The sequence below is a fragment of the Ignavibacteriota bacterium genome, assembly GCA_016708125.1.
Lineage (GTDB): Bacteria > Bacteroidota > Ignavibacteria > Ignavibacteriales > Melioribacteraceae.
This window is the reverse complement of sequence record JADJGF010000001.1, coordinates 1,701,330-1,726,525: the sequence shown is the minus strand read 5'-3', so window position 1 is coordinate 1,726,525 and position 25,196 is coordinate 1,701,330. Positions and strand designations below refer to the sequence as shown.

Here is a 25,196-nt window from a genome sequence, read left to right as displayed (position 1 = left end):
TGAAAAAACAAATTTACACAGATATAAATAAAGTTCAGTGAATATCTGTATTTTCTGTGTCATCAGCGTTCTATTCTTCTTTTATCAGATTTAAAAATTCATCAAATAAAAACTCAGTATCCGTCGGACCGCTAGATGCTTCCGGATGAAACTGAGTTGAGAAAAATGGCTTTGTTTTATGTTTAATTCCTTCGCAAGTATCATCATTAAGATTTACAAAATACGGTTCCCAGCCTTCGTCTAAATGAGAATCCTCAACAGCGTATCCGTGATTCTGCGAAGTTATAAAACATTTATTTGTTCCAACTTGTAAAACCGGCTGGTTATGACTTCGGTGTCCATATTTTAATTTATAAATTGATCCGCCAGCAGCTAAAGAAAGTAACTGATTTCCCATACAAATTCCAAAAATTGGCTTTTCAATTTTAATTGCATTTTTCAAATTATCAACTGTTTCTTGGCAAAAAGTCGGATCTCCCGGACCATTTGATAAAACAATTCCATCATAATCGTCTTGCGTAAAATCATAATTCCACGGAACTTTTATTACAGTTGTATCTCGTTTTAGCAAACATCTCACAATATTATTTTTCACACCCATATCTACTAAAACAATTTTTTTCTTTCCGCTGCCGTAAGTTACTTTTTCTTTTATGCTAACTTTATCAACAAGATTTTCAAGATTGGGATCAACAAATTCTAAATCTTCATTTTCAAAAATAATTTTCCCCAGCATCGAACCTTTTTCTCTCAACTTTTTGGTCAAGGCACGAGTGTCAACTCCAAAAATACCGGGAATTTTATTTTCAATTAACCATTCCGATAAACTTTTCTTAGCATTCCAGTGACTGTATTCAAAAGAATAATCAGAAATTACAAAACCCTTAACTTGAATTTTATCGGATTCAAAAATGTCGGGAATTCCATTTTTAAGTTTATCTTCCGGAACACCATAGTTTCCAATTAAAGGATATGTTGAAATTAATATTTGTCCGTAATAAGAAGGATCTGTCAAACTTTCCGGATATCCGGTCATTGCGGTATTAAATACAATTTCGCCGGCTGTGGATGCTTCATATCCAAAAGAAAAACCATTATAAATTGAGTTATCTTCTAAAACAAGTGAAATTTTTTTGGATTTTTGCATCAAATACTTAATAAAATGAGGTGTTAATTTGTAAAAATTGATTTGCCAATTATACAATTTTTTAAAATAATATCCGAAACTAAAGTTTATTTTATGCAAGGATTTTATTCTAATGATAAATATTATGCATTTACTTGAATAATTTTCTATCAATTTTGTTTTACTTAAAAAAATAATTTGAAGTTAAATTTCATGTTTTGGAAAGAATGAAAATTTATTGTCTAAATAATGTCTAAAATTTTTTGCAATTGTGATTATATTTGTTGACAAATATTAGACAATGTTTTATCTTTGAATCAATAAAATTTAGGAAATTTATATGTTTTTTAGATTCATAATTTTTACAATGATTATTGCCCAAATTGTTTTTGCACAAAATTCCGGAAAAATTACCGGAAAAATTGTTGATCAAATTACAAACGAAGCTTTGCCCGGTGTAAATATTATTGTTGAAGAAACAACTTTAGGAACTTCTTCGGATTTAAACGGAGAATTTACAATAACTAATATTCCATTCGGAACTTATAAAGTTAAAGCAAGTTTTATTGGTTACAATCCCGTTACAAAAGTTGATGTTGTTGTAAATTCCGCCAAACCAACTTTTCTTGAATTTAAATTATCCGAAACCGTAATAGAATTAGGTGAAGCAACTGTAACATCCAATTATTTTGAAAAATCTTCGATTGAAGTTAACAGTGTTAAAAAATTCAGTTACGAAGAAATTCGCAGATCGCCCGGCGGGTTTGAAGATGTGGTTCGTGCACTTTCTGTGCTTCCCGGCGTTGCGCGTCAAAGTGCCGGAAGAAATGATTTGGTTGTTCGCGGTGGCGCTCCTTCGGAAAATTTATATATTGTAGATGGATTTGTGCTACCGAATATTAATCATTTCGGAAACCAAGGCGCAACCGGCGGTCCGTTAAGTTTTGTGAATTTGGATTATGTTAGCGAAACGACTTTTTCAACCGGAGGATTTCAATCAAATTATGGCGATAAGCTTTCCTCGGTTTTAAAAATTGATTTGCGCGAAGGAAGAAAAGATAAAATCGGCGGTAAGGCTTTAGTTTCCGCTTCGCAGTTTGGTTTTAATTTGGAGGGACCAATTACCGAAAAAAATAATTTTATTTTTTCGATTAGAAGAAGTTATCTTGATTTTATTTTTAACGCAGCCGGATTTAATTTCGTGCCGGAATATTATGATCTTCTCGCAAAATATACTTACGATTTTGATAATAACAATAAACTATCATATTTACTTGTTGGTGCTTTGGATCGCGTAAAATTTAACAATGATAATACTGAAGATGTTTTTGATAATTCAAGAATTTTGGGAAATGATCAAAATCAATATGTAACTGGAATTTCATTCCGGCATTTATTTTCCAAGGGATTTTACAATATTGCGCTCAGCAGAAATTATATTAGTTATGATGGATTTCAAAATGATACTTTGCTGAATCCAATATTCTTGAACAAATCTAAAGAAGCGGAACACGAATTAAAATCTGATTTTGTTTATAAATTAGCGCATGCATCTGAATTAAATTTTGGAGCTTCTGCAAAATATATTTTATACAAAAGTGAAATTTTATTTCCAGATAAATTTGTAACAACTTTTGGGGAAACACTTCCGGTAACATCTGCAATTGTAAATGATGATTTTTATAAATTTGGTTTGTACGGATTGTATAGTACGAGTTTACTCAATAGAATTAGGGTTAATCTTGGTTTGCGAGGCGATTATTTTAATGCAATTGATGAGAAGTTTTCAATTAGTCCAAGACTTTCTTTGTCATATTCAATTTCAGAAATTACAAATTTAAATTTTAGTACGGGAATTTATCATCAAAATCCGTCTTATATTTGGCTTACTTTAGAAGAAAATAAATCATTAAAACCAATACAAGTAAATCAATTTATTTTAGGAATTGATCATTTGTTAAGTGAAGATACTCAAATTAAATTGGAAGGATTTTACAAAGATTATTCAAAATATCCCGCGAGTAAATTAAGAACATATTTAGTTTTAGCCAATACCGGCGCCGGTTATCCGGGCTCTGATGATAATTTTTCCACTTACGGATTAGAACCTTTATCTAGTGAAGGAAAAGGAAATTCCAAAGGAATTGAATTTTCTATTCAAAAAAAATCTTCCCAAAATAATTTATATGGAATATTAAGTGTAACTTACAGCGAAACTAAATTTACCGGATTAGATAAAATTGAAAGAGTCGGTCAATATGATCAAAGCTGGATTGTAAGTTTTAGTTCCGGATTTATATTTAGTGAAAATTGGGAAGCCGCAATTAAATTCAGACTCGCAACCGGAAATGCTTATACGCCATATAATTTTAACGGAACTCAAAGTATAAATAATTATTTATCTGAAAGATTGGGAGCTACACACGGCTTGGATATTAGGGTTGACCGAAGATGGAATTTCAGTAATTGGTCAATGGTTGCATATATTGATTTACAAAATATTTATAATCAAAAAAATGTTAATGCGATAAGATTTGATTACAGAACTATGCAGATTGATGAACAATCTGAAATTGGGATTCTGCCATCAATTGGAATTAGTGTTGAATTTTAGCTAAAAATATTTTTTGATTTTTGTCTTTTACTTTTTAACTATCAATGAATATAAATAGAATAAGATGTTTAAAGAATTGTGAATTGGGAAATGGTCCAATTGTTTATTGGATGCAGCGCGAACAACGAGTAAACGATAATTGGGCTTTAATTTATGCTTATGAAAAAGCTAAAGAGAAAAATGAAAAATTAATTATCGTTTTCAATTTGGTTACGGAATTTCTGCAAGCAACTTACCGTCAATATTATTTTATGATTGAAGGATTGAAAGAAGTTGAAAAGAATTTGGCTAAATTAAATATTTCATTCTACATAACAACCGGAAAACCCGAGGAAGAAATTCCCACATTTATTGCAACACACAATGCCGGCTTGCTTATTACGGATTTTAATCCATTAAAAATTATTAACAATTGGAAAGATAAAGTTGCAAAAAATATATCAATTCCCTTTTACGAAGTTGATGCACATAATATAATTCCAGTTTGGAAAGCTTCAAACAAATTAGAATTTGCCGCTTATACAATTCGCCCAAAAATAAAATATTTGCTCCCGGAATATTTAGATGAATTTCCGAAATTAGTAAAGTTTAGTAAAAATAATTTTATTCAAAATAAAATTGATTGGGATAAATTATATAAGTCATTAAAAATTAATTTTGATGTAAAACCGGTTGAAAAATTTATTCCGGGTGAAAATTCCGCCAATAATATTTTACAAAATTTTATTGATTCAAAATTGCAGAATTATAATGAAGATCGTAATGATCCCAATAAAGACGGGCTTTCCAACATTTCTCCCTATTTACATTTCGGACAAATTTCAGCACAAAGAATTGCATTAATACTAAACAGTTTTGATCAAAATAATATTTCTGTTTCATCATATTTGGAAGAATTAATTGTGCGAAGAGAACTTGCTGATAATTTTTGTTTCTACAATAAAAATTATGATAACTTTGATGGATTTCACGATTGGGCAAAATTAACTTTGAATGAACACAGAAATGATAAACGTGAATTTATTTATACTTTGGAAGAATTTGAATTTGCAAAAACTCATGATGAACTTTGGAATTCTGCACAAAGAGAAATGCTTACGGCTGGTAAAATGCACGGTTATATGAGAATGTATTGGGCGAAGAAAATTTTGGAATGGGCAAAATCTCCCGAAGAAGCTTTAGCATTTGGAATTTACTTAAATGATAAATATGAATTAGACGGGCGCGATCCAAACGGTTATGTGGGTTTGGCTTGGTCAATCGGTGGAGTTCACGATAGAGCTTGGAATGAACGAAATGTTTTCGGAAAAATTAGATATATGAATTTTAACGGATGCAAAAGAAAATTTGATGTGAAAAGTTATATTGAAAAATTTTCGAATGTAGATCAGCAAAATTTGTTTTAATTAAAATAAACTTCTTATTTATTTTACTAATTCTTGTTCAATAAGCAAAGTAATTTTTTCACTTTCCGGAGTTGTAATACTTCTAAATCTATCAACAACGTTTCCATTTTTATCAATTACAAATTTTTCAAAATTCCATTTTATATCAGATTTTCCGGTTTTGGAATTATTTGTTAGAACTTCAAACAATGGTGATTTATCATTTCCCAAAACTTTTACTTTATCAAACATTGGAAAAGTTAAATTAAAATTCAGTGAACAAAATTCTTGAATTTCTTTATTTGTTCCGGGTTCTTGTCCGCCGAAATCATTACATGGAAATCCTAAAATTTCAAATCCTTGATCTTTATATTTTTTGTAAATTTTTTGCAATCCTTCATATTGATTTGTAAATCCGCATTTACTTGCAACGTTTACAATCAATAAAACTTTGCCCGTGTATTCAGAAAGTTTAATTATTTTTCCATTAATATCTTTAACAGAAATTTGGGAAATATTTGGAGAATTTTCACCTTTTCCGTTAAACTTAAAAAGTGATAAAAGTAGTGTCATCATAATTGTAATTTTATACATTTTATTTTCTAATATTTTCTAACTCATTTCTAAATTCATTAAGATCAACAATAATTTTTGCATTCATCTTTTTTAAAATATTTTCATATGAATTTACGCTTCTCCCGCCCGCAATTACTTGTGATCCGTTATTTAGCAGCTTGCTGATTTTTACCATTTCTTTATCAAGCATAATATCATCGGAAGGATAAACAATACTTAACGCAACAATTTTAGGATGAATACTTTCAATTGCTGCGGCAATTTCTTCACCGGGCAAATCCGGACCAATATAAGTTACATCCCAGCCATCTGCCGAAGCAACAACTCCTACAATCAATGCGCCAAGTTCATGATGCTGACCTTTTGGAGTTGCAATTATAATTTTCGGAGCATTTGTATCAACTAAGTTTGAATCAATAATCTGAGTTAAAAATTTACGAATTATTGTTGTAGAAATATGTTCGTGCATAATTCTTATTTCGCCGGATTTCCACATATCGCCAATTTGTTCAATTAAAGGAGTAATAATTTTTTCTATTAAAATTGGTTGAGTGAAATTAATTTGCGCAGAATAAAGTTCTTGCTCAAAAGATTTTTTATCTAAAGATTTTATAAACGTTATACAATTGTTTATGGTCTGCTGAATTGTTTTTTCGTTTGTATTTAATTCTTCAACTTTCTTCTCTGTAATTTTCTCACCAAATAATTCTTTTAATTGATCAATAGAATAATTGGAAATTGCTCCAATTGAATAACCACTTTTTGAAGCTTTAGCAAGTAACGATAATTTTTCAACATCCTCTTTAGAATAAAGTCGACGATTTGTATCAGTTCTGTTGGGAATTACTAATTTATATCTTTTTTCCCAAATTCTGATTACGTGTTCTGTTAATCCAGTTAAATCCGCAACTGCTTTAATTGGGTATTTTATTATATTTTCCATGCTTAAAAATACAAAACTGTCTAATAATTGTCAACTTATTTGATCAAATAAATAAAATAATTCAAATTTATCTTGACAAATATTAGACATTTGTCTATTTTTTGACAAACAAATAGTTAAAATGTTCAAATTTAGTCAAACTCAAATATTCAATAAAACAACTGGGGAAATTTTTCCGTTTTTTGAAAATCCGGAAAATTTAGAAACAATTACTCTGGAATATTTGAAATTCAAAATTGTAACTAAGAAACCATTGATTATGAAAGTTGGTGCTGAATTTAGATATACAATTAAATTAGGTTTTTTAAAATTTCCTTGGAAAACTTTGATAACCAAATAAAGTTTTTGTTGATGAGCAAACATTTGGTCCATATAAAAAATGGATTCACACACATCTGTTTGAAGAAGTTGATGGAAAAACAAAGATGATAGATACAATTGAATACGATTTATATTTTTCACCATTAAAAAATGTAATAAATAAATTTTACGTAAGAAAAAATATTGAGAAAATATTTTTATTTAGAAGAAACTACTTAGATTCAAAATTTAACAGTTAAAAATTGATATGAAAAAAATTATAATAATTGGTGCTGGCTTGGGAGGACTTTCAACTGCATTGCGTCTTTCCAAAAATCCGAATAATAAAATTACAATTATTGAAAGATATTCTACTCCCGGCGGAAGACTAAATATTTTAGAAAAAGATGGATTTACTTTTGATCTTGGTCCCTCTTTTATGAGCATGACATATGAATTTGATAATTTATTCAAAGATGCAGAAGTTGCAAATCCATTAGTTATGAAAGAACTTGATCCAATTTATCAAGTTTATTTTGAGAATAAAAATAATTCTTACAAAATTTTTAAGGATTTGAAAAAGTTAGAAGAAGAATTTAAAAATGTTGAACCAAATCTTGCAGAAAAATTAAATAAATATTTAAATCGAGCCGGAGAGTTTTTTCACGATACTGAATTACAAGTTGTTCAATCAAACTACAAAGGAATGTTAGACTATTTTTATAAAATGTCAAAAGTTCCTTTTAAGCATATACCATACTTGTTTAGAACAATGTGGGATGAACTTGACAAAAATTTTTCATCGGAAGAAATTAAAATAATTTTTTCTCTTGTTGCTTTTTTCTTGGGTTCAACGCCTTTCCAAACGCCATCAATTTATTCTTTGTTAAGTTATACGGAAATGCGCCACAATGGTTACTGGAGCATTCATGGGGGAATGTATTCAGTTGTAAAATCCATTGTGGATATTTTAACCAAGCGAGGAGTTGAGTTTATTTACAAAACTGAAATTGTGGGAATTGGAAACAACAACGGAAAACTTACCGAAGTTATTGATCAAACTGGTAAAAGATGGAATGCGGATATTTTTGCAAGTAATTCTGATGCTGCGTCTTTCAGAGGAAAAATTTTAAACAGAAAAAGTTTTAAAGAAACCAAATTAGATAAAATGCATTGGACACTTTCACCGTTCACAATTTATTTGGGTGTGAAAGGGAAAATTCCGGGATTGATTCATCACAATTATTTTTTAGGAAGTAATTTTAAAGATTATGCAGATACAATTTTTACGTCTTCTATAAATCCGAAGAAACCTTATTATTATGTAAATGCAGCTTCAAAATCCGATGAAACTTGCGCCCCAGATGGTTGCGAAAATTTATTTATACTTTGTCCCGTTCCCGATTTGCGCTTTAAAGATAATTGGGATGATGCGGAAGATTTAGCTGATAATATAATTGAAGATATTTCTTCTCGCACAAATTTTAATCTAAAAGAAAATATAATTTCGAAAACAATAAAAACACCAAAAGATTGGGAACAAATGTTTAATCTTTACAGAGGAAGCGGATTAGGTTTAGCTCATGATCTAAATCAAGTTGGCGCATTTAGACCAAAAAATAAAGACGAACACTTTTCAAATTTATACTACGTTGGCGCATCAACTACTCCCGGCACTGGTTTGCCAATGGTAGTGATTAGTTCAAAATTAGTAACTGAAAGGATAAACAATGACATTCAATCATTATGAAATTACCTGTGCAAAAATTAGTAAGAAGTTAACGGAAGCTTACAGCACTTCTTTCAGTTGGGGAATTAAAGCATTCGATCCAAAATACCGCGAATCGATTTATTCAATTTACGGATGGGTACGTGTTGCCGATGAAATTGTTGATACTTTTCATCATGCAGATAAAAAACAACTTTTATATAAACTTAAAGAAGACACGTACGATGCAATAATATCGGGGGTTTCAACAAATCCGATTATTCATTCATTTCAAAAAGTTGCAAGAAAATATAATATAGGAAACGATTTAATTGATGCATTTCTTCTTAGTATGGAAATGGATTTGGATGAGACTTCTTACGAACGAAAAAGTTACGATTTATACATTTACGGTTCTGCAGAAGTTGTTGGATTAATGTGTTTAAAAGTTTTCTGCAACGGAGAAAGCATAAAATATAATGAACTTGTTCACTCGGCAAAAATGTTGGGCTCGGCATTTCAAAAAGTAAATTTTTTGCGCGACATAAACAGTGATTTGACAGACCGTAAAAGAATTTACTTGCCGGATGTTCATCATGAAATGTTAATTAACAATACAAATAAAAAAAGTCTGGAATTTGAAATTGAAGAAGAATTCCATGAAGCTTTAAAAGGAATTTTGAAATTGCCAATTGGAGTAAAGCTTGGCGTTTATTCAGCTTATCTTTACTATTTTATGTTGTTCAAGAAAATTAAAAGACTAGATGTAAAACAGTTAATGAGCAAGCGCGTAAGAATTTCAAATTTTTATAAAATTTATTTATTTCTAAAATCCTTTTGGGAAATAAAAGTTATAAATCTAACATAAATTGTGAAATACGAATATTTAATATTTAATTTAATTGTTTTATCAGGACCAATATTCTTCGGATCATTAAAGAAATTTTACTTTTTGAATTATTGGAAATCGGCGATAATTTCAATTGTAATTTCTGCAGTTCCGTTTATTATTTGGGATATTTTTGTCACAAATCGTCATTGGTATTTTTCAGAAAACTATATTATTGGTTTTAAAATTTTTGAGCTGCCAATTGAAGAAATTATGTTTTTTTTAACTGTTCCTTTTGCATGTTTATTTACTTGGGAAATGTTAAAAAGATTCTATGACAAAAATTATTTGAATGATTTTAAAAATGTTAAAACTTTTGATGAAAATTTTTTCATATCAATAATTTCTGTTTTCTTTCTTTTTCTAATATTGATCGCCGTAGTATTTGATAAAGAATATACTGCAATTTCACTAACCATTTTAATTGCTTCAATCATTATTGATAAAACATATGGAGCAAAATTGTTTAGAAGAAAATTATTCTGGATTTATATTTCTATTGTTTCGGTATTCACTTTTATATTTAATGGATATTTGACATGGCGACCGATTGTAACATATAATGAAATTTATCAATTAGGATTTAGAATTTTTACAATTCCTATTGAAGATTTTTTGTTTGGGTATGCGTTAATAATTTTATCAACAACAATTTTTGAAAAGCAAATAAACCGGAATTTTTCTTAATTATTAAACATCCAAGTATTATCTAAATTATTTCACAACTTATGTGATTGCAAAGAATTTTTGTCATTCCCGAATGTTCCTATCGGGAATCTATTAAACCTCAGACTAAAGTCTGATGCTACAAATAATTTGAGAGAAAAATGCTTAGAAATAAATGGTATTTAATTTGTCCTTCTAAAGATTTGACACAAAAAATAATTTCCAAGAAAATACTTGGTGAAGATATAATTATTTATCGCGCTAAAAATGGAGAAGCTACTGCGCTTGAAGATAGATGTTGCCACAGAAATGTAAAATTATCTCTTGGATATTTGAATGAAAATAATGTTGTATGCGGTTATCATGGCTGGGAATATGATTGCAACGGATCTTGCGTTTTAATTCCTTCTCAATTGCCCGGAACTAAAATTCCGCCAAAAGCAGTAATTAAAAAATATCCTATCAAAGAATTCAATAATTGGGTTTGGGTTTTTGTTGGTGATGAAGAAAAATCAAAAATAATAAATCCTCCAAATATTTTAGAAATGAATGATTGGGATTTTACATATAAAGAACATGTGTTTGAAGCTGATTTGGAATCTGCAGCGGAAAGCTTGATTGATCCTTACCATATCAAATATACACACAAAGATTCCATTAAGCATTTACTTGGACAAATAAATGAATTTCCGGCAGAGTTTAAAATAAATTTTCTTGATGATGGAATTGAGGGAAATTATTACAGATCAAATACTGCAAACGTTTCTGAAAAAATGTATTTCGGGAAAGAAGCGGAATTAGAAGTTTATTATAGATTTTATTATCCAAATATTTCTCGGTTAGAAGCAAGATTTAAGAATAGAACTCTTTTAATTCTTGAACATTTTATGCAAGTCGATGATAACAAAATCAGCATGATGCAAATTACATTATGGAAAAATATATTCGGATTTTTTCCGGCATTTGGTAAATATTTTATGGCAAAAAAATCAAATAAAATTGTTAACGAAGATATTGCTTTGTTAAAATCGCAGAAAGGAATTTTAGACAAAACAAAAAATGATTTACACGAAGTAAGTGTAAAAGGAGATGAAGTTTCACTTGCATTCCGTAAATATTGGCGCAAACGTATAAAGGAAGATGTTGAATGAGTTTATTTGATAAAATTATTGAATGGAAATTAAATAATTACAAAATCCAAATTAATAAAGTTGATACCAAACTTGAGAAAAATATTTCAAGAGAAATTAAAGTCGCAATTATTGGAAGCGGAATTGCGGGTTTAACATCAGCTATTTTATTGAATGAAAGAGGTTTTAAAGTAAAATTATTTGAAAAAGATAATTTTCTCGGCGGTAAAATAGGAAGTTGGAAAGTTAAGTTTGATGATAATTTTGAAACAAATGTTGAGCACGGTTTTCACGCATTTTTTAGACAATATTATAATTTGAGAGAAATTCTAAAAAAAATAGATTCCTTCAAACACCTTATTCCTATTGACGATTATTTAATTAAAACAAAAAAATATGGTGAATTTAGTTTTAAGAATATTGAAACAACTCCCATTCTAAATATTCTCTCAATGAGAAAATCCGGAATCTATTCATTCAAAGATATTTTTAAAAATCCAAAATTTGCAGAGCTAATTTCACTTTTAACTTACGATAAAGATAAAACATTCAAAAAGTTCGATCACATTTCTTTTCATGAATATGCAGATAAAATTAAATTGCCAAACGAAATGAGATTAATGTTCACAACATTTTCGCGAGCATTTTTTGCCGAACCTCAATATATATCGATGGCTGAGCTTATTAAGAGTTTTCATTTCTATTTTTTAAGCAATAATCACGGATTGATTTATGATGTTTTGAATGATGATTTTCAAAATACTTTGCTATTTCCGGCAGAAAGATTTATAAAAAAAAATCACGGAGAAATTGTTCTAAATACTGAAGTAAATTCCATTCATAAATATTTGGAAAATTTTTCTATTAATAATGAAAGTTTTGATTACGTTGTAATGGCGACAGATATTCGAGGGACACAAAATATTTTTGGTAATTCAAAATTTATTAAAAATGAAGAACCAAATTTTTATCAACAAATCATGAATCAAAAAAAATCTCAAAGATATGCAGTTTTAAGAATTTGGATGAATAAGCGAATTGGTGAAAATTTACCATTCTTTATTTTTACAGATGCTTTGGAAATTTTAGATTCGGTTACAATTTATCATAATATGGAAAAAGAAAGCGCTGATTGGGCAAATAAAAATAACGGTGGTATTTATGAATTACATTCTTATGCTTTGCCTGTTCATTTTGATAAAGAAAAAGTTCGCGAACAATTGCTAAAAGAATTTTTTGAATATTTTCCCGAATTAAAATCTGCAAAAATCTTATATGAAAGTCTGCAAGTTAAAAACGACTTTACTGCATTTCACACTAATTTATATAATAATAGACCGGCACCAAAAACTCCAATAAATAACTTATATTTAACGGGCGATTGGATAAAACTCCCAATTCCGGCAATGTTAATGGAAGCTTCTGCAAGCTCGGCAATTTACGCCGTTAATAAAATTTTAACTAAAGAAAATTTACAGGAAGAACCAATTTTATCTGTTCCGTTAAAAGGAATTTTTGCACAATAATAATTGTTCATTTAAATTATTTTTTTCTTAAAAATTATTAATTGTAAAAAAAGTAATTAATCTATTTGATTTAACAATTTTCTTTCTATAGTTTTGTATCAAATGACAGTATCTTTAAAAGTAGTTTCAGAAAAACCGAATTATATCAGTTTTATTCTTCAAAGTCTTTTCAAAGCTCTGTCAGTTTATTTTTAATTAATTTAGGAGAATCTGTTTGATGGCAGAGCGTACAAAAGGAACCGTAAAATGGTTCAATAGTTCAAAAGGTTATGGTTTTATTTCACAAGAAAATGGCGAAGATGTTTTCGTTCATTTTAAAGCAATTATTGGCGATGGCTACAAAACTTTAAAAGAAAATGATAAAGTTGAATTTGTTGTTACCAATGGTGAAAAAGGTCCTCAAGCTGCTGATGTACAAGTTGTAAAATAAAACTGATACAAAATATTTAAAACCCCAGGCTCCCTTTATGGGAGCTTTTTTATTGCTTTAATTTCTATACTATTGTAAAACAAATCATGCAAAATTTATTTCTTCCAATCTCTTAATTGTTTTAACAATTACTTAACTATTTCTTTAAAATATTTTTTTACTTTGATTTTATTTTTATATAAAACTTCTTACTACTTTTGCTAAATTCAACAAAGCAATAATAAATTTTGGGATGTTCAAATGATATTTCTAAATACAAATAAATTACGTTTCGTTGTTTTATTCTTTACTGCAATAATTTCAAATTATGCACAAAATGTAAATGTAAAAATTGTTGAAACAAGCGATATTCACGGCGCAATTTATCCTTTTAATTTTACGGAAAATAAAAAATCCAACAATTCAATGGCGCAAATATTTTCTTATATAAAAAGTGAAAGGGAAAATAAAAATCAGCAATTAATTCTTTTGGATAACGGCGATATTCTTCAAGGCGATCCTTCCGTTTATTATTACAATTTTGTTAAAACCGATACAACTCATTTATTAGCAAATGTAATGAATTATATGAAATATGATGCCGGAACTGTTGGAAATCATGATATCGAAGCGGGACATTCTGTTTATGATAATTTTAAAAGTGAATTAAATTTTCCTTGGCTTGCCGCAAACGCAATTAATACAGAAACAAATGAACCATATTTCCCTCCATACAAAATTTTAAATTTTAAATCGGAAGAAAATAAAGAAATTAAAATTGCCATATTGGGATTGATAACTCCGGGAATTCCAAATTGGCTGCCAAAAAATATTTGGTCCGGAATTGAATTTGAAGATATGATTATTACAGCAAAAAAGTGGATTCCGATAATTAAGGGAAAGGAGAATCCGGATTTAGTAATCGGACTTTTCCATGCCGGTGTTGATTTTACTTATGATAATCAAACTGCTGAAACTCCGCGTAACGAAAATGCTTCTCAATTAATTGTCGAACAAGTTCCCGGTTTTGATATTGTTTTTGTTGGTCATGATCATCATGAATGGAATTTTAAAGTAAAAAATTCTGCCGGAGATTCTGTTTTAATTTTAGGACCTTCGGCAAGATCCAACAGTTTTTGTGAAGCAAATATTTTATTGAGTTTTGATAAACAATCGAAAAAATGGAAGAAAAATATTTCCGGTAAAATTTTAAATTCATCTGATTTTGAAGCGGATAAAAATTTTATGAATAATTTTTCCAACGAATTTAAAATTGTAAAAGATTTTGTTTCTAGAGAAATTGGAACTTTTACCAAAACTGTTTCGGCAAAAAATTCAGTTTTTGGAAATTCTGTATTTGTTGATTTAATTCATAAAATTCAACTTGAGCTTACCAATGCTGATATTTCTTTCACTGCGCCGCTTTCTATTTATTCACAAATTGATTCCGGGAAAGTTTATGTTAAAGATATGTTTGATCTTTACAGATATGAAAATCTTTTGTACACAATGGAATTAACCGGAAAAGAAATTAAAGATTATTTGGAATATTCTTACGGAATTTGGTTTAACACAATGAAAGATAAAAATGATAATTTGTTAATGTTCGAAAAAGATGAAAATGGAAAATTAATTTTCTCTAAAAGAAATAATTCTGCAGAATTAAAAAATCGTTATTACAATTTTGATTCCGCGGAAGGTATTGAATATGTTGTAGATGTTTCTAAAATTCCCGGAGATAGAATTACAATAAAATCATTTTCAAATGAAAATAATTTTGATTTAACTAAAAAATATAAAGTTGCAATAAATAGTTACAGAGGAAACGGCGGAGGAGGACATTTAGTAAACGGCGCAAAAATTCCTAAAGATGAATTATCTGATAGAGTAATAAATTCTACAGAAAAAGATTTGCGATTTTATATGATGACTTGGATTGAAAATCAAAAAATTATAAATCCGGTTGAAAATAAAAATTGGAAAATAATACCGGAAGATTGGGCTCAATTAGCTAAGAAGAAAGATTATAATTTACTTTATGGAACAAAATAATTTCAAAATTTCTTTGGAGTAAAAATGGACTCAAAAGTAAAAGTTGAAAATCACAGCGTAGCAGGCGGATTTTGGTTTATGGGCTGGCTATTTACAATTGGATTTCTAAAACTTACTTTTTGGAAAGGTGTTTTAGCATTATTGCTTTGGCCTTATTATTTGGGAGTTTATTTCGGAATTCCCTGCGAAACATTGGTAAAATAATTTTCTAAATTATTATTACATAAAATTATTTTTCTGATTTTTTCTGCAAAGTATTTTGAAAAGTTTTATAATAAAGAAGCAGATTTTTAATTTTTGATCTACTTCTTACTATAAAATTATGGAATAAATATTGGGAACTAGCTTTATCGATTGGTAAACTTTCTTTTATTTTTTTCTGGTCGCGCTTCGTTTACAACAATATTTTTAGTTAATATTTTTGCTGTATTTAGTTCTTTAATTGCAATTTTTGCTTCGGAATTATCGTTCATTTCAACAAAACCAAATCCTTTGGATTTTTGAGTAAACAAATCCTTAATTAATTTCACAGAAGCTACTTTTCCATATTTAGAAAATTCTTTATTCAAATTTTCTTCAGTAACATCAAAATCTAAATTGCCTACAAAAATGTTCATTCTTCCCTCTTTAAAAAATTATAAATTAATTTGTGATGAAGTTTTTAATGAAACTAAAATATCAAGGAATGCTTTGGAATTATTGATAAGAATTTAAAAACCAAATTCAATATAGTTCATTTAAATGATTATACCAAAATTCATTGGGTTATTTTGATGGGAGATAATTGTAGCCGCAGCTTAACTTGTTATAAGAAAACGCAAGCTGAAGTTTTAAGATTTCAGCCTGCGTTAAAAAGGTTGTAAATTTATTTATTCCACTTTTTAATTTTTACTTCACCGCCACTGCATTTCATAGAAATTTTTGCTCCGCCTCCATTAATAACATATATAGCATTTATTTTACCTTCATCTCCATCTGCATTAAGTTTACTTGATGGAAAATCTGATTGTAAAATTTCTTCAACTTCATCTTTCTCAAATTCATCGGTTTCAATAAAAACTTCAATTGTTGCTTTTGCAGAAGAAGGAATTTTTAATTCCATATTTCCGCCGGAAGTTGAAAGCGAAGAATTTGTATTTCCTTTAGGATCCAATTCTGCATAAACATGTCCGCCTTCTGTTGATGCATCAATACTTCCTGAAATATTTTTTAAGTTTATATGTCCGCCCATAGTTTTAGCAACAACTTTTCCGGAAGCTCCTTCCAAACTTAAATGTCCGCCGTAAGTTTCCATTTTTGCCGAGCCGGAAACTTTTTCCATTGAAATATGTCCACCGTATGTAAACACTTCTGCATTTCCGCCAACATCACCAATACTAATATTTCCGCCATGTGTTTTTGCTGTCAAATCAGAAGTAATATTTCCCACGCTAATATTTCCACCGTAAGTATCAATATTTGATTTACCGCTTTTCACATTTCCCAAGGAAATATTTCCACCATTTGTGTGAAGATTTACATCTCCTTCAACATTTTCGCCGCTAATATTTCCTCCGGAAGTATTAACTGAAACTTCTCCTTTAACATCTTTAAAATTTATATTTCCGCCTTCAGTTTCAGCAAGTAATTTTCCGGAAATTGCATTTTCAATATTAATATTTCCGCCGGTAGTTTTAAGATCAAAATTAAAATTTGATGGAGCTTTAACTTTTACGGTTACACTATTATTCCAGCCGTCTTCTAACTCCAAATGAAATTTTATTGTATTGCCAACTTTTTCTGAAACAATATTTTCAATTTCATATTTCTTTTTTGAAACAACTTCAATGCTAACCTCATTTTTTGACCATGTTTGAATATCAATATTTCCCGGATCAATATTCATGTCTAAATTCTCACCGGCTGATGCTGAAAAAGTTTTTACTAATGGCTGTTTATTTTGTGAATAATTCACAAAATTTAAAATTAGAACAATTGCAAAAATCTTAATTATACTTATTTTCATTTTTGTTACCTCCGCGCAATAAATTTGCAGTTTTTAATTTTATAACTTCATTATCTTCTATAGAAATACTTTCTTCTAATTTTGTTCTTGTATTGTTATCAACTTTTGGTGATTTCAAATTCATTGCTAATAAAATATTTATCGCATCCATTCTGTTTGCTGCGTTGTTGTCATTTTCCAAAGTATGCAAAAGAGCATCTCTAATTTCATTATCAAACGGAAAATTAATTAATGCTTGAATTGCTGTTTTTCTAACGCCGGGATTTTGATCGGTTTTTACAGAATTGATAAATGCACTTTTTATTTTTTCATCGGGATGAAAATTCTTAGGCATAAATTCAACAACGGAATTTGCGGTTTTAATTTTAAAACCCGGATTTTCTGTTTCCTTGAATGCTTTTGCAAGAAGTTTTTGAATTACTATATCATTTAAATTTCCTTCGTAAGCTATTAATTTTCCTTCACTCATTTTAACTTCAAACTCATAATTTGAGGAAAACTTTTCCGGCAAATTTACATTTGTAATTTCCAAATTTTCGATTTCATCTAAATCGATTTCGTTATTCGCAAATTTGTTTGTTTTAAAATCAGAAGTATTAAAAATTAAATAACCTATAAATAATCCCGTCAAAACTAAAGTTAATCCACTAAATGCAATTGCATATTTACTTATAAATAATTCTTCAAAAAAGATTTTAACTTTTTCTAAAAATGATAGTTTGCTTTTTTCTTCATTTATTTTGCTGAATAATTTAACTCTTGCATTTTGCAAATCATTTTCATTGGGAAATTCTAAAGCTTCCTTTTCTAAAACCGAATAAAACTTTTTCAATTGCGAATATTCTTCGGAACATTCGCTACATTCCAACAAATGATTTTCCAATTCGGTCTGCTCACTTTTATTAAGTTCACCTAAAATATTTAGTTCTAAAAATTCTTTATATTTTTTGTGTTTCATAATTTCACCAAAATATTTCTACATTTCCAAAATTGGTTTTAATTTTTCTCTCAATTTTTTTGATGAAGCAAACAAATATCCTTTTATTGTTCCTTCGCTTACATTCATAAAATTTGATATTTCTTTAATCTTCATTCCTTGAAAATATTTTAATGTGAATGCCATCTTTAATTGTTTAGGTAATTTCTCTATTTCAGCTTTAATAAAACTATTTCGTTCGCTTTCAATTGAATATTGGTCAACTCTTTCACCGCTATCTAATTTAGATTCAAACATAAAATTATTTTCATTTTCATCATCAAATTTATTAAGCGATTGATACTCATAATTTTTTTCTTTTCTTTTATGTTCTATGCAAACATTAACCGTAATTCTATAAAGCCAAGTTGAGAATTGACTTCTTGATTGAAAATTTTTCAAGCCGCGATAAACTCTTAAAAACACTTCTTGATAAATATCTTGTGCATCTTCTTTATTGTTTCTGTAACCGTAAGCAATATTTAAAACAATGCGATCGTATTTTACAACAAGCTGTTCAAAAGCAATGTTATCACCTTTTTGCGCTCTGGTTATTAGTTGATTATCGTCTTGCATTATTTTTCTTGTTTACTAAATATTTAGACTTTGTTCTTAAGAAAAGGTTGTGATGTTTAAAATAATTTTTATCGAAGAAATATTTACAACAAAATTTATATAAAAATGCCATCTTTTGAGATGGCATTAGATTCATGAGATTGTATATAACAATTAATAAGGAGTTTGGAGAAAATTTTATAAGCTTACCAAATATTGCAATTTTATAAAATATTGCTGATCTGTATTATTTATTCCAAAATTATTTTTGTAGTTGAGATAATTGCTTGTCGCACCGGCATATAAAGTTGTAAAAGCTCCAATTTGATAACTAAAAAGTGGATACAATCTAAATGCTTTATCAAATGAATTATATTGAAAAATTGTTCTGAAAAAAGCTTCAGCAGAGAATTGATAAATTGCCGAAAGTCTATAAATGTTTCCGTCATAAAATAATTTATCTGAGTTTTTATCAGAAAGTCTTGCGCGATTATAAGATAAACTAACATTTAAATTTGATGAGGGTTTTAATGTTAAATATCCGCCGAGATTATGACCAACTCCGATTTTTGGATCATCCGATCTATAAACATATTTTCCCACAGAACCGCTTATTCCAAACGAAATTTCTTTTAAAGGTTTTGTATTTAATTCAAAGTATGCGTCGTTAGTATTTTTAAATGTACTTCCGTTAAATTTTTCATTTTTAATTACATGATACTGAATGTAAAAATATGTTTGTCCTTTCATATTTAGATTTAAAGATGGAGTAAGATTAAATTGCTTAATTATTCCATCATAATTATTCTGAAGATTAGAATTTAGATTTACATCAATTCTATCAAAGAAAGAACTATCTGGATAAAATTTATAAGAATGATACATTTTTTGTTCTCTAAACGCGCTAACATTTAACAATCCGTTATGTGTTTGAAAAGTTGGATTTATATGATTTGATTCAATATTAAAGTAATAAAATTTTTCGGATCGAGATAGAAAAAAATGTACAACGTTTCCGGAATATTTTTCATCATCTAACTTTGCTGTATTATTAGAGCTTCCAAAATTTCTGGAAGATTCAAACAATGAACTATCATTTAACTCATCTGTTTGCGATAAATAAGCTTGTCCTTCAAAAATCCAATTATCCCAAAATTTATAATTCCAATCAAAACCAAAAACATAATTATGACCTCCGTTCATATTTCTTGTCAATAGTTTTGCACCAATAAAATCTTCATCACCAAAATCATATCTTAATCTTCCAATATTTACAAAAGATTTTTTATTTGTTTCAACAGTATTGCTTTCTTCTTCGCCGGGAACTACAAAAACAGTATTTCTATCATAAGCTCCAAGATATAAATACGAAAGTGACCCGCTTTTCCCAATAATTCTTGAAGCAGCCAAAGGATCATTAATTGATCTTGAATAATAAATTGGATTTGGCAGCAATTCATTTCCGGTTAAAAAGAACGGTCTTTTTTCTTCATAAAATAGTGCAAATTTTGTGTTCACACTTATTTGATCGGCATCAGATTCTATTTGACTAAAATCCGGATTAATTACAGCTTCTAAAGATAAATTTGGATTGGGTGAATATTTTATTCCTCCGCCAATTCTTCCTTCGGCTGGATTAAATTTGAAATCTGAATTCGGATTTTCACTATCAATTAAACTTCCGTTATACTGACCAATAGCATAAGGTAATAATTCTATATTTGTAATTGACTTAAGATTTTTTAACCCTTTTAACCATCCGGATTGGCTCATAAATCCCGGAATATTTCTATCGATATACGTCCAAGAATTTTGAGTTCTGCTTTCTCTCGGAATTGTTCGAACGGCATTAAATCCCCAAACCGGGTTATTGGTTTCATCAAAATTTAAGCTGCTAAACGGAATTGCCATTTCCGCGGTCCATCCGGAATCATTTACCGAAGCTGCGGCATACCAAATCATATTAAAATTTATATCTTCATTATTAAATGTTGCAAGTAGATCGCCTTGAATTCCCAAAGGATTTACAGCTAATTCATATCCTTTTTGTGCGTCGCCATAAGTATCAATTATTAAAATCACATAATCATCAGAAAATATTTTATCTCTTTCAGAAAGATTTGCCCTTATACCTTCTGGCTTTGAATCAAAACATTTAAAACCAAAATATAAATTTTCTTCATCGTATAAGGCTTTTACAATTGTATTTTCTGTCGCCGCTGTATTATCACCCGGTCTGATTTCATAACTTATTTCAATTTGATCAGAAAGCAGCCAAAGCGGGTTATCTAATTTTCCATTTATATTTATTGGTTTATCAATTTTAATAATATTGAACTCTGGCTTTGAGCTTATTGGGCTTGGCTGAGCTTGAGTAACGGAAATTAATAAAATTGCTGCAAATACAAATGTGAGAAAAGGATATCGAAATTTCATAATGTTACTTTAAAGTTTTATTCAATTTTTATTTGATTATTATTTACTTTCTTAAATCTTTAAAAGATTTACTTAGGAAAAGTTAATTGATTTTAAAAAAAACATTGTCATTTACGTGTAAAAAATTGTCAAAAATTGTCACGGATATTTATTTTAGGAAAATTAAATTGTGTCGTCATTGTTATCGTTGCTGAGTCTAAATAATTTATTACTGGTATTTTTATAAATTAAGACGATCAAAATCTATAAAAGGTTACAAAAGTATTTTAGTCAACTTTTTTTGAAATTGATTTTTTCCTAATATCAATTAATTTTCTTAAAATTATCACTCACTTTTATAATTCTACTTTAATGAATCTCTGGAAAAGTTTAAATGGTTTGCCAAAAAATATTTGGCTTATCTGCGCCGTAACTTTAATTAATAGAACCGGAACAATGGTATTTCCGTTTCTTGCACTTTATTTAACTCAAGAAATTGGAGTTACTCCGAGCAAAGCCGGATTAGTTATAACTTTTTATGGAATCGGAGCTTTAATTTCTGCGCCGTTCGCCGGAAAATTAAGTGATAAATTGGGTGCGTTAAATCTGATGAAATTTTCTCTTCTTTCATCCGGATTATTATTTTTCGTTTTCTCACTTTTTGATGATTACATAATTATAAGTATTGTAAGTGTAATTCTTGCTGTATTTACAGAAGCTTTTCGTCCGGCTGGAATGGCATTTATTTCTAACGAAGCTACGGTTGAACAAAGAAAACCGGCTTACGCACTTTATCGTTTAACAATTAATTTAGGAATGAGCATTGGTCCGGTTATTGGCGGATTATTAAGTTCAATTGATTTTCATTTACTTTTTTATGTTGATGGAATTACTTCAATTGCTGCGGGAATATTTTTAATTTTTGCAAAGTGGGATTTAAAACCACAAATTAATATTGAAGAAGAAATTGAAATTTCGGATAAGAAAAAAGTCTGGATGGATTTTCAATTCATGTTTTTCTTATTTGCTTCATTGCCGGTTGTCATGGTTTTCTTTCAGCATTTTAGTTCAATGCCTTTGTTTGTTGTTGAACAATTAAAATTTACAACTGCAACTTTCGGATTATTAACAGCAATAAACACAGTTATTATTATTTTTGTTGAAGTTCCTTTAAATTCACTAATGAGTAAATGGGAAGATTGGAAAGGTTTAACTTTGGGCTCCATTCTTACGGCAATTGGCTTTGGCGGAATGGCTTTTACAAATGATATTTATGGACTAATAATCACAATTATAATTTGGACTTTTGGAGAAATGATTTTCTTTCCCGCTGCAGCATCTTTAGCAACTGATATTTCTCCGGAAAAAAGACGCGGTGAATATATGGGTTTTTATCAAATGATGTTTAGTTTAGCGTTCACTATTGCTCCTTGGAGCGGTGCAAAAATTTATGAAATTTACGGCTCTCAAGTTTTATGGATTTTTACTTTTGTTTCCGGAATTGTTTCTGCATTATTATTTCTAAAGTTAAGAAAAAGTAAAAAAAGTAATTGAACATTTTTAACACATTATAAATCATATTTCTCTTCTAATTCCTCAACGCTTAATTCAAATCGTTCGTCATCCAAATCATTAATCTCATCAATTAATTTTTCAACATTATTTTTATTGGCATTTGTTGTTTTATAAATTTGAATAAGATGTGTTATACAATCATTTCCAAAAATTTCTTTATCAAGAGATTTGGATTTGATGAAATGTTTTTCGGCATTCAGCATATTTTTTCTTTTGAAACTTTCAACACCATCGTAATAACTTAAAAATGCTTTCTGGGAATTGGTTAATTTACTTTTTGATAAATTAATTTTTATTGATTCAGCATTTTTAAAATCTTCAAGCTGAATTAATTCTCTATACTTTAGCAAATCTTTTCCGAGTTCATTACTATCAAATAATTTTCCATAATATTTAACATAGTCATCTTCTAATTCTAATTTATATTTTTTCTCAGATGTAAAATCATTCAGCATTTTAAAATTTACTACTTGCATGTATTTTGCATATTCATAAATCCATGGAAATATTCTTTCTTCTCCTTTAAAGAGTAAATTTAGAATTTCATTTGATTTGGAATAATTTCCGGCTAAATGAAAAAATTGAGCTTTAACAACATCATATATAATATTGGTTTTATCTGAATTAATTAATTTTTCAACTTCTTTCAAATTGCCTAAATTCATTAGTTCATAGCAATACCAATTTGTGAAATGTGAATTGTTTGGAAAATTTTTGTGCATTTTTTCCAATAATGGTAACGAAGAAAATTTATTGTTTTCTAGTCTGGAATATAATTCAATAAGAATCATTGTAGCTTGCCAATTGGTTAAAACACCGTTTCTATCAACTTTATGTAAATATTCTAATCCGGTTTTTCTATCTCCGGATAAACCCAAAACGCTTGTAATTAATTTTGTAACTCCGCTTAATCTATCTGCATAATAATTCATCATTCCCAAAAGTAAATATGCGTCAGTATAATTTGGATCTATTTCAATTATTTCTTCCAAAATATTTTTTCCTTCTTTACCATTACTGAATGCCGACATCCAAGATTTATTTACTCCATAAAATCTTCCTAATAATCCATAAATACTTCCAAAATAAAATTTGTCATCAATTGATAAATCTTTGCCATCATATTGCGAAATTATTTTCTCGGAATATTTAATCATTTCTTCGTTTAATGATTCTTTAACTTTTTGTCTATTCTTAACCGGCGCTTCATCTGTAGCTTTAATAATTTTTACCAATTCCACATTTAAATAGAGATAGTGATATTTTAAATTATTTGAGCTTTTCAAAAGTTCATTCAATAATTTATCAGCTTCATCAAATTGATAATTTAAACTTAGTTCAATGATTTTTTTATCATTTGCAGTTGGTTTTCCGTTAGCAAAAAAATTTGTTGAAATTAACAATAGAATAATTATTGATTTTAACATTTTATTCCGACATTTAGTTTTTCTAAATTACTATTGAAATTTTATACAATTTATTTAGAAAGAAGATTCAAGAAATTTTTGGAATTGATTTTTTGTATGAATTACTTCGTTGTGTTCCAGTTGTGATTCAATTATAATAATTCTGCTTTGATTAAGATCATCAAGTTCAAAATCATCGTCATCAATTACTTTATGATTAAGCTTCCAGCCTTCCAAACAAAGTATTAAATTTTCTGATTCCGATTTTGTTCCACCATTTTGGGTATAAATATTTATGAATTTTCCATTATAATTGTCTAACCAATAAGTAAATTTTTCAGCATCATTATAAAGTGCATCAAAAAGAAAAACATTATTAATTTTATTAGTAATTCCACCATTCAATAAAATAAAAGCAATTATTCTGTAAGCTCCGCTGTGTCCTGCCAATGTAATATTTCTAATTTTGATTTCATTATTAAATATATCATTCAATTCTTCATTTATATCTTCAACTAATTCACTAAATGTTTCCTTCTCTTCTAATTTTCCTCCGTATGAATCGGGAGAGTTTTTTGCTGTTTCCGGCAAAACTAAAATTGCATTTTTTTTACTTTGGTAAAACTGTTCAATAAGATTGAATTGAGTTATAGATGAATCAATATTATTATACCAACCATGAAAATAAAAAACAAGATCAACAGAATCTTTAATCGTAAAATTATTTGGAATAAAAATCATTACATCAGAATTACTATAATGTTCATCAGCTTTGTAGTGCGTGTTTTTATATGTATATCCACCTTGCCTGTTTTTATGAGGAAAAGATGAGTGAGACGATTTGAATTTTAAAATTTTTCCGTATTTCGCGATTTCATTATTTTGAGAATAAATTAAAGAGGACAAAATAAATATTAAACTTACAATAACTTTAAACATC

General features: G+C 28.6%; 22 protein-coding genes. 12 read left to right on the top strand and 10 right to left on the bottom strand.

Features of this window, described 5'->3' with window-relative positions; translation table 11 throughout:
- Nucleotides 1-70: 70 nt before the first annotated feature.
- Nucleotides 71-1,147, bottom strand: coding sequence for a glutamine-hydrolyzing carbamoyl-phosphate synthase small subunit (gene carA / locus IPH62_07815; protein ID MBK7105174.1), 1,077 nt, complete (start codon nucleotides 1,145-1,147; stop codon nucleotides 71-73).
- Between the two features lie 319 nt (nucleotides 1,148-1,466).
- Between carA and IPH62_07810 the strand changes: the two genes are divergently transcribed.
- Nucleotides 1,467-3,740 (top strand): TonB-dependent receptor, encoded by a 2,274-nt coding sequence (locus IPH62_07810; GenBank protein MBK7105173.1) that lies wholly within the window; start codon nucleotides 1,467-1,469, stop codon nucleotides 3,738-3,740.
- A 44-nt stretch (nucleotides 3,741-3,784) separates the two neighbouring features.
- On the top strand, nucleotides 3,785-5,146 hold the full coding sequence (locus tag IPH62_07805) for a deoxyribodipyrimidine photo-lyase (protein MBK7105172.1): 1,362 nt from the start codon (nucleotides 3,785-3,787) through the stop codon (nucleotides 5,144-5,146).
- Between the two features lie 18 nt (nucleotides 5,147-5,164).
- On the opposite strand, the gene IPH62_07800 is transcribed toward IPH62_07805, so the two are convergent.
- Together IPH62_07800 and IPH62_07795 are read right to left on the bottom strand one after the other, a co-directional pair.
- Nucleotides 5,165-5,698, bottom strand: a complete 534-nt coding sequence (locus IPH62_07800) for a glutathione peroxidase (protein ID MBK7105171.1) — start codon at nucleotides 5,696-5,698, stop codon at nucleotides 5,165-5,167.
- A gap of 22 nt (nucleotides 5,699-5,720) precedes the next feature.
- Nucleotides 5,721-6,644, bottom strand: coding sequence for a MerR family transcriptional regulator (locus tag IPH62_07795; protein ID MBK7105170.1), 924 nt, complete (start codon nucleotides 6,642-6,644; stop codon nucleotides 5,721-5,723).
- Between the two features lie 121 nt (nucleotides 6,645-6,765).
- Between IPH62_07795 and IPH62_07790 the strand changes: the two genes are divergently transcribed.
- The 9 genes from IPH62_07790 (at nucleotide 6,766) to IPH62_07750 (ending at nucleotide 15,528) form a co-directional block, all read left to right on the top strand.
- Nucleotides 6,766-6,984, top strand: a complete 219-nt coding sequence (locus tag IPH62_07790) for a hypothetical protein (protein MBK7105169.1) — start codon at nucleotides 6,766-6,768, stop codon at nucleotides 6,982-6,984.
- A gap of 228 nt (nucleotides 6,985-7,212) precedes the next feature.
- Nucleotides 7,213-8,694 (top strand): phytoene desaturase, encoded by a 1,482-nt coding sequence (gene crtI, locus IPH62_07785; protein MBK7105168.1) that lies wholly within the window; start codon nucleotides 7,213-7,215, stop codon nucleotides 8,692-8,694.
- The gene (locus tag IPH62_07780) at nucleotides 8,675-9,520 is read left to right on the top strand and encodes a phytoene/squalene synthase family protein (GenBank protein MBK7105167.1); all 846 of its coding nucleotides are present in this window, start codon (nucleotides 8,675-8,677) and stop codon (nucleotides 9,518-9,520) included. The genes crtI and IPH62_07780 overlap by 20 nt, the downstream gene beginning before the upstream one ends.
- 3 nt (nucleotides 9,521-9,523) lie before the next feature.
- Nucleotides 9,524-10,228 carry a lycopene cyclase domain-containing protein gene (locus tag IPH62_07775; protein MBK7105166.1) on the top strand — a complete coding sequence of 235 codons (705 nt, stop codon included), beginning with the start codon at nucleotides 9,524-9,526 and terminating at the stop codon, nucleotides 10,226-10,228.
- Nucleotides 10,229-10,368: 140 nt separating this feature from the next.
- Complete coding sequence (locus tag IPH62_07770) at nucleotides 10,369-11,358, top strand: Rieske 2Fe-2S domain-containing protein (protein ID MBK7105165.1); 990 nt, start codon at nucleotides 10,369-10,371, stop codon at nucleotides 11,356-11,358.
- Nucleotides 11,355-12,863, top strand: a complete 1,509-nt coding sequence (locus IPH62_07765) for an FAD-dependent oxidoreductase (protein MBK7105164.1) — start codon at nucleotides 11,355-11,357, stop codon at nucleotides 12,861-12,863. Before IPH62_07770 ends, IPH62_07765 begins: the two co-directional genes overlap by 4 nt.
- Nucleotides 12,864-13,080: 217 nt before the next feature.
- Nucleotides 13,081-13,293 carry a cold-shock protein gene (locus tag IPH62_07760; GenBank protein ID MBK7105163.1) on the top strand — a complete coding sequence of 71 codons (213 nt, stop codon included), beginning with the start codon at nucleotides 13,081-13,083 and terminating at the stop codon, nucleotides 13,291-13,293.
- Nucleotides 13,294-13,533: 240 nt separating this feature from the next.
- A complete protein-coding gene (locus tag IPH62_07755; GenBank protein ID MBK7105162.1) occupies nucleotides 13,534-15,324 on the top strand; it encodes a bifunctional metallophosphatase/5'-nucleotidase in 1,791 nt (596 codons plus the stop codon).
- Between the two features lie 24 nt (nucleotides 15,325-15,348).
- Nucleotides 15,349-15,528, top strand: a complete 180-nt coding sequence (locus IPH62_07750; GenBank protein MBK7105161.1) for a hypothetical protein — start codon at nucleotides 15,349-15,351, stop codon at nucleotides 15,526-15,528.
- Nucleotides 15,529-15,671: 143 nt separating this feature from the next.
- Here the strand turns inward: IPH62_07750 and IPH62_07745 are convergent, their stop codons facing one another.
- From IPH62_07745 to IPH62_07725, 5 genes are all read right to left on the bottom strand, one after another.
- A complete protein-coding gene (locus tag IPH62_07745) occupies nucleotides 15,672-15,941 on the bottom strand; it encodes an RNA-binding protein (protein ID MBK7105160.1) in 270 nt (89 codons plus the stop codon).
- Nucleotides 15,942-16,189: 248 nt separating this feature from the next.
- Nucleotides 16,190-17,329, bottom strand: a complete 1,140-nt coding sequence (locus IPH62_07740; GenBank protein ID MBK7105159.1) for a hypothetical protein — start codon at nucleotides 17,327-17,329, stop codon at nucleotides 16,190-16,192.
- Entirely contained in the window at nucleotides 17,310-18,287 is a 978-nt protein-coding gene (locus IPH62_07735) for a hypothetical protein (protein ID MBK7105158.1), read from the bottom strand. Before IPH62_07735 ends, IPH62_07740 begins: the two co-directional genes overlap by 20 nt.
- Nucleotides 18,288-18,305: 18 nt before the next feature.
- Entirely contained in the window at nucleotides 18,306-18,881 is a 576-nt protein-coding gene (locus tag IPH62_07730; protein ID MBK7105157.1) for a sigma-70 family RNA polymerase sigma factor, read from the bottom strand.
- Nucleotides 18,882-19,058: 177 nt separating this feature from the next.
- On the bottom strand, nucleotides 19,059-21,296 hold the full coding sequence (locus IPH62_07725) for a carbohydrate binding family 9 domain-containing protein (protein MBK7105156.1): 2,238 nt from the start codon (nucleotides 21,294-21,296) through the stop codon (nucleotides 19,059-19,061).
- Nucleotides 21,297-21,647: 351 nt separating this feature from the next.
- Here IPH62_07725 and IPH62_07720 point away from each other — a divergent pair, with 351 nt between their 5' ends.
- On the top strand, nucleotides 21,648-22,829 hold the full coding sequence (locus IPH62_07720) for an MFS transporter (GenBank protein ID MBK7105155.1): 1,182 nt from the start codon (nucleotides 21,648-21,650) through the stop codon (nucleotides 22,827-22,829).
- Nucleotides 22,830-22,843: 14 nt separating this feature from the next.
- Here the strand turns inward: IPH62_07720 and IPH62_07715 are convergent, their stop codons facing one another.
- On the bottom strand, nucleotides 22,844-24,277 hold the full coding sequence (locus tag IPH62_07715; protein MBK7105154.1) for a hypothetical protein: 1,434 nt from the start codon (nucleotides 24,275-24,277) through the stop codon (nucleotides 22,844-22,846).
- A gap of 54 nt (nucleotides 24,278-24,331) precedes the next feature.
- Nucleotides 24,332-25,195: a hypothetical protein gene (locus IPH62_07710; GenBank protein MBK7105153.1), complete on the bottom strand. Its 864-nt coding sequence runs from the start codon at nucleotides 25,193-25,195 to the stop codon at nucleotides 24,332-24,334.
- Nucleotide 25,196: the final 1 nt, after the last annotated feature.

What these genes read in the sequence shown, in the direction of transcription:
- IPH62_07725 (MBK7105156.1), bottom strand. Translation starts at nt 21,296, where the DNA reads ATGAAATTTCGATATCCTTTTCTCACATTTGTATTTGCAGCAATTTTA.
- IPH62_07805 (MBK7105172.1), top strand. Translation starts at nt 3,785, where the DNA reads ATGAATATAAATAGAATAAGATGTTTAAAGAATTGTGAATTGGGAAAT.
- IPH62_07795 (MBK7105170.1), bottom strand. Translation starts at nt 6,644, where the DNA reads ATGGAAAATATAATAAAATACCCAATTAAAGCAGTTGCGGATTTAACT.
- IPH62_07790 (MBK7105169.1), top strand. Translation starts at nt 6,766, where the DNA reads ATGTTCAAATTTAGTCAAACTCAAATATTCAATAAAACAACTGGGGAA.
- IPH62_07715 (MBK7105154.1), bottom strand. Translation starts at nt 24,277, where the DNA reads ATGTTAAAATCAATAATTATTCTATTGTTAATTTCAACAAATTTTTTT.
- IPH62_07760 (MBK7105163.1), top strand. Translation starts at nt 13,081, where the DNA reads ATGGCAGAGCGTACAAAAGGAACCGTAAAATGGTTCAATAGTTCAAAA.
- IPH62_07800 (MBK7105171.1), bottom strand. Translation starts at nt 5,698, where the DNA reads ATGACACTACTTTTATCACTTTTTAAGTTTAACGGAAAAGGTGAAAAT.
- IPH62_07730 (MBK7105157.1), bottom strand. Translation starts at nt 18,881, where the DNA reads ATGCAAGACGATAATCAACTAATAACCAGAGCGCAAAAAGGTGATAAC.
- IPH62_07755 (MBK7105162.1), top strand. Translation starts at nt 13,534, where the DNA reads ATGATATTTCTAAATACAAATAAATTACGTTTCGTTGTTTTATTCTTT.
- IPH62_07720 (MBK7105155.1), top strand. Translation starts at nt 21,648, where the DNA reads ATGAATCTCTGGAAAAGTTTAAATGGTTTGCCAAAAAATATTTGGCTT.
- IPH62_07750 (MBK7105161.1), top strand. Translation starts at nt 15,349, where the DNA reads ATGGACTCAAAAGTAAAAGTTGAAAATCACAGCGTAGCAGGCGGATTT.
- IPH62_07735 (MBK7105158.1), bottom strand. Translation starts at nt 18,287, where the DNA reads ATGAAACACAAAAAATATAAAGAATTTTTAGAACTAAATATTTTAGGT.
- IPH62_07740 (MBK7105159.1), bottom strand. Translation starts at nt 17,329, where the DNA reads ATGAAAATAAGTATAATTAAGATTTTTGCAATTGTTCTAATTTTAAAT.
- IPH62_07745 (MBK7105160.1), bottom strand. Translation starts at nt 15,941, where the DNA reads ATGAACATTTTTGTAGGCAATTTAGATTTTGATGTTACTGAAGAAAAT.
- IPH62_07810 (MBK7105173.1), top strand. Translation starts at nt 1,467, where the DNA reads ATGTTTTTTAGATTCATAATTTTTACAATGATTATTGCCCAAATTGTT.
- IPH62_07770 (MBK7105165.1), top strand. Translation starts at nt 10,369, where the DNA reads ATGCTTAGAAATAAATGGTATTTAATTTGTCCTTCTAAAGATTTGACA.
- carA (MBK7105174.1), bottom strand. Translation starts at nt 1,147, where the DNA reads ATGCAAAAATCCAAAAAAATTTCACTTGTTTTAGAAGATAACTCAATT.
- crtI (MBK7105168.1), top strand. Translation starts at nt 7,213, where the DNA reads ATGAAAAAAATTATAATAATTGGTGCTGGCTTGGGAGGACTTTCAACT.
- IPH62_07780 (MBK7105167.1), top strand. Translation starts at nt 8,675, where the DNA reads ATGACATTCAATCATTATGAAATTACCTGTGCAAAAATTAGTAAGAAG.
- IPH62_07765 (MBK7105164.1), top strand. Translation starts at nt 11,355, where the DNA reads ATGAGTTTATTTGATAAAATTATTGAATGGAAATTAAATAATTACAAA.
- IPH62_07710 (MBK7105153.1), bottom strand. Translation starts at nt 25,195, where the DNA reads ATGTTTAAAGTTATTGTAAGTTTAATATTTATTTTGTCCTCTTTAATT.